The sequence below is a fragment of the Shewanella sp. POL2 genome, assembly GCF_000282755.1.
GTDB lineage: Bacteria > Pseudomonadota > Gammaproteobacteria > Enterobacterales > Shewanellaceae > Shewanella > Shewanella xiamenensis.
Window position 1 is genome coordinate 1 of record NZ_AKZL01000128.1, and the last position, 9,874, is coordinate 9,874.

Here is a 9,874-nt window from a genome sequence, read left to right on the forward strand (position 1 = left end):
GCACACACACGGGCGGTAAAGGTTGAAGCGTTAAACTCATGCTCTGCATACAGAATTAACGAAACGTCCATTACCTTAGCGTGCAGCGCCGATGGAGGTTTGCCGTGCAGCAGGTGCAGGAAGTGAGCACCGATTTGCTCATCGGTGGTTTCGGTGTCGATGCGTACGCCATCGTGGCTAAAGCGATACCAGTAGCAAATGATCGATGGGAAGGCCGCCAGTAAACGGTCAGCAATTTGGCTTTGCTCGCTAAAGTTGTGCTCGGCTTCGAGGTTACCCAACATAGAACAACCGGTACGCATCACATCCATTGGATGGGCGTCGGCAGGAATGCGCTCTAATACTTCTTTTAATGCCTGTGGCAGGCCGCGCATGCCCTTAAGTTTGGTCTTATAGGCCTCGAGTTGTACGGTGGTGGGCAGTTCACCGTAAAGGATCAGGTAGGCGACCTCTTCGAAGGTGGCGTTTTCGGCCAGATCTTTTACATCGTAACCGCGGTAGGTCAGGCCGCTACCCGATACACCTACAGTACTTAGTGCAGTCTCACCCGCGCTCTGGCCACGTAATCCAGCACCACTTAATTTTTTTGCGTCTGACATAATTCTTCCCTTCCGTTAACGCTATGGTTATTGCAGACAGGCTCAATATTAGCCGTCTACCTTTTTGGTTAAAGCTGCATAATGTTGGCGAAATACTCGTTTCGACCTTATGTAGGGTTGCAGCATATCGGTGATGCAGGAGCCGTTATTTGAGGTCACGGCTCTCGCATCTGGGTATCAGTAACAACGCGAAGCCTAAGCTTCTACTGACGTCCATGGTCTGTACTTATCTTTTACTTATCTTGGCTAAATAATTGATCTAACTTGTCTTCAAAGGCGTGGTAGCCCAAGTACTTATACAAATCCGTACGGGTCTGCATAGTGTCTAAGACATTGCGTTGATGACCATCATTCATCAGCGCTTGCATCACTTTCAGTGCGGCTTGGTTAGCGGCGCGGAAAGTGCCGAGTGGGTAAAGCACCATGTCGGCGCCTGCTTCGGCAAGTTCTTCTTTGTTGAACAATTGGGTTTGGCCAAATTCGGTCATGTTCGCCAGAATTGGTGCGTTAACTTGGGCCTTGAAGTGACGGTATTGGTCGAGCTCAGTTAAGGCTTCGGCGAAAATCATATCGGCACCCGCGGCGATATAGGCTTTTGCACGTTCGATACCCGCTTCTAAACCTTCAACGGCAACCGCATCGGTACGCGCCATGATCACAAAGTTAGGATCAGTGCGGGCATCGACGGCGGCCTTGATACGGTCAACCATTTCCTCGGTACTGACGACCGCTTTGTTGGGTCTGTGGCCACAACGCTTTTGCGACACTTGGTCTTCCATGTGCACGGCAGCTACACCGATTTTCTCAAACTCTTTTATGGTGCGGGCGATGTTGAAGGCGCCGCCCCAACCGGTGTCGATATCGACCAGGAGTGGCAGTTGAGTTGCCGAGGTGATACGACCGGCATCGATTAGCACATCATTCATCGAAGTCATGCCTAAATCCGGTAGACCGTAGGAGGCGTTTGCGACGCCTGCGCCCGACAGATACAGGGCTTGGAAACCGGTTTGCTCCGCCATCAAGGCGAAATACGCATTGGTGGTGCCAACGATTTGTAAGGGTTTTGAGTTAGCAAGAGCTTGGCGAAAACGTAATCCTGCGCTTTGGGTCATGGTCTTGTCCTTATCCAATTAAAAAGTACTGAATGATCAGTATTCGATGCTTATGGGCTGCGACTTAGCTGATATTGGCTAAGGTTTCTTTCGCGGCGGCGTTAGCTTGCAATTCAATCAAGCGTAATTCGGTATTTTTACGGCCTTGCTCAATATGGCGACGCATCAACAGGCTAGCGAGTTCACCATCACGCTGGGCGATGGCTTCGACTATGCGTCTGTGTTCGGCAATGGCTTTTACTGGGCGGTTCTTATTGGTGCACTGATAGCGGTACATCCGCAGCAGATGATAAAGCCCGCCAATTAAGGTTTCTTGCAGATGCTTATTGCCGCTGGCTTGAATGATTTGATAGTGGAAGTCGACATCACCTTCCTCTTGGAAATAGGTATCGCCATTGGCCAGCGCGGTTTCTTGCACCGCGAGTAAGTCTTGCAGTTTCGCAAGCTGTTCGGGGGTAATGCGGCTGGCTGCGAGTTCACAGGCCATGCCTTCAAGCACGCTACGTAATTGATATAAATCGTTTAACTCACTCACAGTGAGTTGAGCGACACGGGCACCCACATGGGGCGCACGGACTACGAGACGTTGTCTTTCTAAGGTTTGCAGCGCTTCACGGGTCGGGCCGCGGCTGATGCCGTATTTTTCGGCGAGGGCTTGCTCGTTGATCTTACTGCCGGCAGGCAGTTCGCCCTTGATGATGCTGGTTTGTATTTGCACCAAAATTTGATCGGCTAAGGTGGTCGACGATTTTTCGCTGGCGAGGGATTTCACCTTATTCGTTGGGCTCGTCGCGGCATGAGTCGCTGAACTTGGGGTGTCATCTGTGGGGAATATGGTCTCTTGCTTCAACATACTGCGCATCACTCGTTGATTGCTGGATTGTCGACAATGTGTAAAAAATAGTCCCGTTAAATCCCATTGTCAACAATATGTTTACTTAGACGTAAGTCTATACTTCTGGTGTTTTGGTTATTAGTTGTTGTATTTATTTGTTATTTTGTATTTTATTTGATTTTGATAATTTTATCTTCTCTATTGCGCAATTGGTAATTGTCGACAATTTGGTGTTGGGTGATATCAGATGGTGCGATCAAGCACAGCTTTTACCCCATTGCGACTTATTGAGTACAATGCAGAGGAAGTATTGATCGGCACTCATAGGGTTAAGGCTCTTGGGGTTTAGGCATTAGGGGGGCAAGATGGAGAAAATCCTCATTAGTAGTTGTTTGCTTGGGCAGGCGGTGCGTTATGACGGCGGTCATAATCTGCTGCAAGACGAGTGGATGCAGCGATGGCAGCGAGAAGGGCGGATAGTGGCGTTTTGTCCTGAATGCGCGGGCGGATTACCCACACCAAGGCCAGCGGCCGAGCGTATCGGCGATCTAGTGCTAACAGCGCAGGGTGAAGATGTCACAGTGGCTTTTAGGTTGGGAGCACAAAAGGCGCTTGTTTTGGCTCAGGAGCAAGGCATTAAGATAGCGATTTTAAAGGCGCGTAGTCCTTCCTGTGGTAATCAGCACATTTATGATGGCAGTTTCAGTAAGCATTTAATTGCAGGGCGGGGAATGACGGCCGAACTTCTGCTAGCGGCAGGTATGAGTGTGTTTAATGAAACGGAATTAGCAGAAGCGGCAATTAGGCTGGCACAGCTTGAGGTCGAATAAGCGGGCTAGGTAAGCCTAACCCGCTATCGACTCACTTACGTTAGTGAATCTGTATTCGTTAATCTGTATTAGTGAAGCTGTGTGTGGGTGCTGGTGGCACTATCCGTTAGCTGCTGATGTTGCTGCAAGAGTGCAGCAATTTGATCATCTTTTTCTGCCCAAACTTGGTTTAACCAACGCTGAAACTCGACCCGATATTCCGATTCTGAAAAGTAGCGAGTAGCGTCGACCTGCGGTACTGGCAAGGCTCGCACCCGTACAATAATCTTGCGTACTTTGCCGTTCATTACGCCAAATAACACATCGTCTGGCGCATCCGGATACACTACCGTCACATCCAGTAGGTTGGTAAATTGCTCACCCATGGCGGAAAGTGTAAAGGCAATACCACCCGCTTTAGGCCGAAGCAAATGACGGTAAGGCGAATCTTGGCGCTGACGCTTATCTTCGGTAAAGCGGCTGCCCTCAACGTAGTTGATAATTGATGTGGGCATATTTTTAAACTTCTCACAGGCACGGCGAGTGGTGGCTAAATCTTTACCCTTAAGTTTCGGATTTTTCTTGAGTTTTGCCGGGCTTGTTCTGTCCATAAAAGGCATGTCGAGCGCCCAGCAACCTAGGCCCATAATGGGGACATAGATCAGCTCTTTTTTGAGGAAGAATTTCAACATGGGGATATGGTTACGCAGCAGGTAGGTCTGCGCGGCGATATCAAAGCCACTGAGGTGGTTACTGATTAGCAAGTACCAGCTGTTTTTATTGAGCCCTTCAAGTCCTTCAACATCCCACTCGATTTTGGCAATCAAATACAAAATGCCACCATTGCAGGTTGCCCATGCCCACATAAAACGATTCATCAGTCCGGTCACTGCATTGCGTGCGCCTTGAGCTGGCATCAACATTTTCACTAAACCACCAAGGCAAACCAAGGTTCCCCAAAGGGCGGTGTTAATGATCAGCAGGCTCAGACTGAGAATAAACAGCACTGGGCCGGGGAGAAAATTCAACATAGAGGTTTTACCTTACTTCTTGGTCCGCTTGCCCAGCCAATTGGCTGATCACTTGATCTTTAGCGAGCCAAAGTTCATTCAATTGTTCTTGGAAGCTAATTTTAAACTCGCGATCATTCATATAATCGCCACGCATATCCGGCGAAATATCCTTCACTGTTATGTGTACTTTAACCTTTGGCAGCTTGCCTGTCAGGTAGTCCCAATAGCTTGGAACGCTATCTGGATAGTAAATCGTGACATCGACTAGCTTGTGGATCTGTTCTCCCATGGCGGATAGCGCAAAGGCCATGCCGCCCGCTTTAGGTTTTAACAGATGTTGGAACGGTGAGTTTTGTTTTTTATGTTTGGCCTTGGTAAAGCGTGTTCCTTCGACAAAGTTCATCACACTCACTGGCTTAGTCTTAAACTTTGCGCAGGCTTTACGGGTGATCTCGATATCTTTGCCCTTGAGTTTTGGGTTCTTTTTAAGTTGTGCTGTGCTATAGCGGCGCATAAAAGGAAAATCTAATGCCCACCATGCTAGCCCTAACACGGGCACATAAATCAGTTCTTGTTTCAGGAAGAATTTCAAAAACGGGATTCGGCGATTAAATACACGCTGCAGGATCAAAATATCCACCCAAGACTGATGATTAGCGATCACCATATACCATTCTTTGGTAGAAAATTGGCTATCGCCCGACAGCTCAATTTGCACTGGGTGCAGCACACGTTCAATCACCCCATTGACGCTTATCCAAGCGCTGGCGCAAAAGTCGAGAAAATAGCTCGTCGCCGTTCTCAACACAGGCAAAGGAATAAGTTTAATGAAGCTGCCCAGAACAATGGGTACAACCCAAAACAGCGTATTCACGACATAGCCTAAGAAAGCTATGCAGCCTTTTAATTGTGAAAACAACGTCCCCATTGGCGCCCCCTGATAAAAATTGGAGGCCTATGTTACTCGGTGTCGGCGTTTGGCTCAATCTTAGGGCGGCTGGTCGGGGCATTTGTTAATATTTCGAGTCTCAATACTGTTGGGATAAACGGGCCAATAATTTATCCATAGCCCGATATCCTAAGGCTTGGGCGAGGTGACGCCTTTCGGTATTGGGGGCCTGCTCAAGGTCGGCAATGGTGCGGGCAACCCGTTGAATGCGATGAAAGCTGCGCACGGATAATCCTAACTTGACGACACTCTGTTCTAAAAAAACTAGGTCAGCCTCATTGATACCACTAAATTGCTTAAGTTGTTTACCTGATAATTCGCTGTTAAGCACGCCCGCTCTGGCGAGTTGAATATCGCGGGCGCATTTTACTCGTTTGGCGATTTGATGGCTGGTTTCGCCTTGCGTCGACTGTTGCGTTAGGGTACCTGCGGGGAGTTTGGGGACTTCGATGGTGAGATCAAATCTATCTATAAACGGGCCAGAGAGTCTAGCGAGATAGCGCTGGATTTGATCGGGTGTAGCTCGATTGGGGCCGTCGATATCGCCGCTCGGGCTGGGGTTCATGGCGGCGATCAATTGAAAGCGGCTTAAAAAGGTCAGTTTTGCCGCCGCGCGGGAGATCACCACTTCACCTGTTTCCATCGGTTCACGCAAACAGTCGAGCACTTTTCTTGGAAATTCAGCGACTTCATCCAGAAATAATACTCCGCGATGGGCTAATGAAATTTCGCCAGGCTTAGGAATACTGCCACCTCCGACTAAGGAAATTGAGGAGCAAGTATGGTGCGGCGCGCGAAATGGTCGCTTAAGAAAGTCCTCAGGTTTGATATTGATGCCCGCGACGGAATGAATTGCAGCCACTTCTAAGGCTTCTTCATAATTGAGTGCAGGTAATAGCGCCATCATGCGGCTGGCTAGCATGGTTTTGCCAGTACCCGGCGGACCTAGCATTAATAGGTTATGGTTGCCTGCAGCGGCGATCTCAAGCGCTTGTTTAGCTTGGTATTGGCCTATCACCTCGCTAAGGCAAGGCGTGGACTGCGCCGGCTCATCCGCGATCCACTCAAGCTGCTGCTCCAGCATGGGAAGTGGCGCTTGTCCATGGAGAAACGCCGCTAAACTTTGCAAATGGGAGCCAAAGTAGACCTTAGGATAGCCAACTAATTCGGCATCGTGGCGATTATCGAGTGGCAGAATTAACTGATTATTATGGCGTTTAGCCGCAATGATTGCTGGTAGCAATCCTTGGCAGTGGCGGATTTGCCCTGAGAGGGCAAGTTCGCCGACAAATTCGGTATCCTTAAGGCTTGTGTGGGGGATTTGCTCTGAAGCAGCCAAAATGCCGATGGCGATAGGTAAATCGTAGCGGCCGCCTTGCTTGGGTAAATCCGCAGGCGCGAGATTAACGGTTATTCGCCGCATCGGAAACTCGAACCCCGCATTGATCAAGGCGCTGCGTACCCGCTCGCGGGCTTCTTTGACAGAGGCTTCTGGCAAACCCACCAGATTAAAAGCCGGCAGGCCATTACTGAGATGCACTTCAACCGTGACTTCGGGTGCTTCAACCCCACAACTGGCTCGGGTATGCACGCAGGCTATCGCCATAAACAAATCCTTTTGTTGATCTTTTGAGCAGAGTTTGAGTGTAGCAGTAATTCGCCTAAGGGTTTTCAATTCACAGGATCGCTGCCCGCCTGCGCCGCAAGCTGCTGACTCAGGCTTTAGCGTTAGCGTGATAGCATCGGCAATTTGACCTGCTGATCGATAGCATATATTTGATAGAAATGATAAAAAGCAAACATTGGAGTCGTGAGGTCAATATGGATATGTTATTAGCAGAAAATTCCCCCATTCGTCAGCAGCTGCTAGAGCAAAAGCTGGCGCAGTTTAAAGACCCACATCTTGCCAACGTGCTCTCGGCGTTTATTCGCAGTAGTGTCGATCTCTATCCCAGTGCAAACGAAGACTATAGCCAGTTAGGTAACAGCCGACTGGGTGGATTGCCGGATTTACCTGTAGGCATGGATTATCCGGTGACTTTGGTCGGAAGGGAGGAGATGCTGGATGCTTACGCTGAGGAATTCGACCATACTCGCGAGTATATCGAGGAGCATTATGGGTGGTCGCAAGATTGGGACTGGGACGAGGCGGCGCAGGCCTTCCGTGTACCCATGCAATTTATTGCACAAATCAATTGTAGCGACCTGAAGGCGTTTCAATCTTATTTGCCCCGAGAAGGGCGATTGTTGTTCTTTTTGGAGCGCTGGCGATTCTCGGAAATGCTTCGCGGCCATGTTTATTATGTCGCTGAAGATCAGCTACTGAACTCTGGGAAAGCGATTGCCGAACTTAAGTTCGACGATGCGGTATGTGCAAACTATGAGTATGAAGAGGCTTATCAACTTCAGGGAGTTGCCAGCATTAAGATGATAGCCCCTGACATGATTAATAGTGACAACCCGCATTTATTAAAGTTAGCCAAGGCACGTTTACAAGCGCTACCAGAACCGCAACAAGCCATGGTGCTGGAGGCCCTAGCGGTTGTGGATGATGAATTGGTACCAGAGTGGCAAGATCAGCTCTATTTCTTTGATCTAATCAAAATGAATAAACACGGGTTAATCCCCGGTCAGATTTTCACTCAAGCACAATGGTCTGCGCTACCCGAGTGGCAGTCATCTAACTTGCAGGCATTGCTCGTCCCCGAGCAGCCGCTGCCGTATTACGATGGTATCGCTAGCATTAATGGCCATGGTGATAGCCGCTATAAAGCCCCCGAACTCCACGCTGCGGCAGAGTTAGGCGGTAATGCCGAAGATTATCTGGTGCTGTTCAAAGCCGTCTATAGTGAGCACTCTATGCAGTTGAATTTTATTATCCATAGGGATGATTTAGCCTTAGGAAAATTCGATCGCATTTACTGCATTTATGACAACTAGCAGAGCTATAACCAACCTTTTTGCTTGGCGATGCGGGCGGCATCGATTCGGTTACTCGCATTGAGTTTGGCAATGGCCTCGGATAAATAGTTACGTACCGTGCCTTCGGCAATAAACAGCATCTCGGCAATTTCGGCGGTGGATTTGCCTTCGCTGGCAAACCGAAGGGCGCGGCGCTCTTTATCATTGAGGGGGTCGACATCGCCAATTGCCATCATTGCCAGCTCAGGATCGATGACGCGTTTACCTGCCATCACTTGTTGAATTGAACTGACGAGGGTTTCTGAGGGCGCATCTTTTAGTAAAAATCCACCGACACCCGCTTCGATAGCGCGTTTAATGTAACCCGCGCGGCCAAAAGTTGTGATCACCACCACTTTGGTTTGGCTATGTTGCTCCTTTAGCCAAGCGGCTAGTTCCAAACCAGTTCGTCCCGGCATTTCAATATCCGTCAGTAACAGGTCAAAATGCTGTTGTTTGAGAAGGGTTAACGCTTCGTCGCCATCGCTGGCTTGAGTAATGGTAAAACCGCCAGCAAGGGTTAGCAGTGCCGCTAGTGCGCCGCGCACCATGGCTTGATCTTCTGCCAATAGAATCTTCATTAATCTGTTGCTCCCTGCAAAGGTAAAGTAACGCTAAAGGCATATCCCTGCTCAAGATTATAACTGAAATGACCTCCGAGGCTATCGAGACGTTCACGGATACCTGTGAGCCCATTTCCTTCGACAAAAGGTCTTGCTAAGGCATTATCTTTAACCTCGACATTAAGGGTATTTGCCTGCTCACTAAATTGAATGCTGCATTGGCTCGCGTTGCTGTGGCGCAAAATATTATTCACGAGTTCAGTTAAAATCAGCACAAGTTGGCTTTCTGTTCTGGCGGGCAGTTTTGGTAATTCACCAATTAACTCAACGTAGATGCCTTTGTCCCTGAGTGAATGACATAGCTGGGTGATGCAACTTGCTAAGCCTTTGTGTTTATAGTCTGAGACGGTATGCCTTATTTGGCTCAAGCTTTCCCGCGCAATTTGTCCTAGCTCTTGTAGTTGAGTCGTTGCAAGTTGATATTCTTGTTTCGCCAGTAGTTTTTCGGCCAATTCAGCCTTTAGCGCAATCGATGACAAACTGTGCCCCATAATATCGTGCAAGTCTCTGGCGATACGCTCCCGTTCAACCATAGTGGCTAAGGTGCTGATCTCTTTGGCGCTTTGTCGCTCCTTCAATCTATGCTGGTAACGTCTTCGCTCTGCTTTACCGAGCATACCAACCCCTAATACTAAGGCTGAGCCGTACATTGGAAAATAGTAGCTATTGAATTGACTAACGTAGTTGAGCAAGAACAGTGTAACTAGTATCCCGAGCCAGCATAACAAGCTAACTCTAAAGGAATAAAAGAAACCAATAAAGAAACTGGCAAAGGTAAAGAGTGAGATGGACCCGGGATTAATAGGGGTAATGGCTATAGCAAGTACTAACATGCCGATAATAGGCCGATGGGCGCTGCGGAAATTACTGCGATAGGTCCCAAAATAGCAGTAAATAAAGGGAACCAGCACGGCTAAAATTAAGATAATTTGCCAGCTAGGATAAGGCGTAATAAACAGCGGTATCAGATAAA

At 48.6% G+C, this 9,874-nt stretch carries 10 protein-coding genes; 2 read left to right on the top strand and 8 right to left on the bottom strand.

What is annotated here, in order from left to right:
- The 3 genes from SHEWPOL2_RS20620 to SHEWPOL2_RS20630 form a co-directional block, all read right to left on the bottom strand.
- Positions 1 to 599 (bottom strand): citrate/2-methylcitrate synthase (locus SHEWPOL2_RS20620; protein WP_037431227.1); only part of this gene is annotated, 599 nt, incomplete at its 3' end.
- 233 nt (positions 600 to 832) lie between these two features.
- A complete protein-coding gene (gene prpB / locus SHEWPOL2_RS20625; RefSeq protein ID WP_037431229.1) occupies positions 833 to 1,711 on the bottom strand; it encodes a methylisocitrate lyase in 879 nt (292 codons plus the stop codon).
- A gap of 64 nt (positions 1,712 to 1,775) precedes the next feature.
- Complete coding sequence (locus SHEWPOL2_RS20630) at positions 1,776 to 2,564, bottom strand: GntR family transcriptional regulator (RefSeq protein ID WP_037431231.1); 789 nt, start codon at positions 2,562 to 2,564, stop codon at positions 1,776 to 1,778.
- 347 nt (positions 2,565 to 2,911) lie between these two features.
- Between SHEWPOL2_RS20630 and SHEWPOL2_RS20635 the strand changes: the two genes are divergently transcribed.
- Positions 2,912 to 3,376: a DUF523 domain-containing protein gene (locus tag SHEWPOL2_RS20635; protein ID WP_037431234.1), complete on the top strand. Its 465-nt coding sequence runs from the start codon at positions 2,912 to 2,914 to the stop codon at positions 3,374 to 3,376.
- Positions 3,377 to 3,444: 68 nt separating this feature from the next.
- Here the strand turns inward: SHEWPOL2_RS20635 and SHEWPOL2_RS20640 are convergent, their stop codons facing one another.
- From SHEWPOL2_RS20640 to SHEWPOL2_RS20650, 3 genes are all read right to left on the bottom strand, one after another.
- Positions 3,445 to 4,386, bottom strand: a complete 942-nt coding sequence (locus tag SHEWPOL2_RS20640) for an acyltransferase (RefSeq protein WP_037431237.1) — start codon at positions 4,384 to 4,386, stop codon at positions 3,445 to 3,447.
- A 7-nt stretch (positions 4,387 to 4,393) separates the two neighbouring features.
- A complete protein-coding gene (locus SHEWPOL2_RS20645; RefSeq protein WP_037413712.1) occupies positions 4,394 to 5,296 on the bottom strand; it encodes an acyltransferase in 903 nt (300 codons plus the stop codon).
- 100 nt (positions 5,297 to 5,396) lie between these two features.
- The gene (locus SHEWPOL2_RS20650) at positions 5,397 to 6,923 is read right to left on the bottom strand and encodes a YifB family Mg chelatase-like AAA ATPase (RefSeq protein WP_037431239.1); all 1,527 of its coding nucleotides are present in this window, start codon (positions 6,921 to 6,923) and stop codon (positions 5,397 to 5,399) included.
- 215 nt (positions 6,924 to 7,138) lie between these two features.
- Between SHEWPOL2_RS20650 and SHEWPOL2_RS20655 the strand changes: the two genes are divergently transcribed.
- Positions 7,139 to 8,257 (top strand): DUF1963 domain-containing protein, encoded by a 1,119-nt coding sequence (locus tag SHEWPOL2_RS20655; protein ID WP_037431242.1) that lies wholly within the window; start codon positions 7,139 to 7,141, stop codon positions 8,255 to 8,257.
- Between the two features lie 5 nt (positions 8,258 to 8,262).
- Here SHEWPOL2_RS20655 and SHEWPOL2_RS20660 read toward each other — a convergent pair whose 3' ends face one another.
- Both SHEWPOL2_RS20660 and SHEWPOL2_RS20665 read right to left on the bottom strand, forming a co-directional pair.
- Entirely contained in the window at positions 8,263 to 8,859 is a 597-nt protein-coding gene (locus SHEWPOL2_RS20660; RefSeq protein ID WP_037413708.1) for a response regulator transcription factor, read from the bottom strand.
- The coding region (locus SHEWPOL2_RS20665) for a sensor histidine kinase (protein ID WP_037431244.1) at positions 8,859 to 9,874 on the bottom strand (1,016 nt) is incomplete at its 5' end. The genes SHEWPOL2_RS20660 and SHEWPOL2_RS20665, both read right to left, overlap by 1 nt.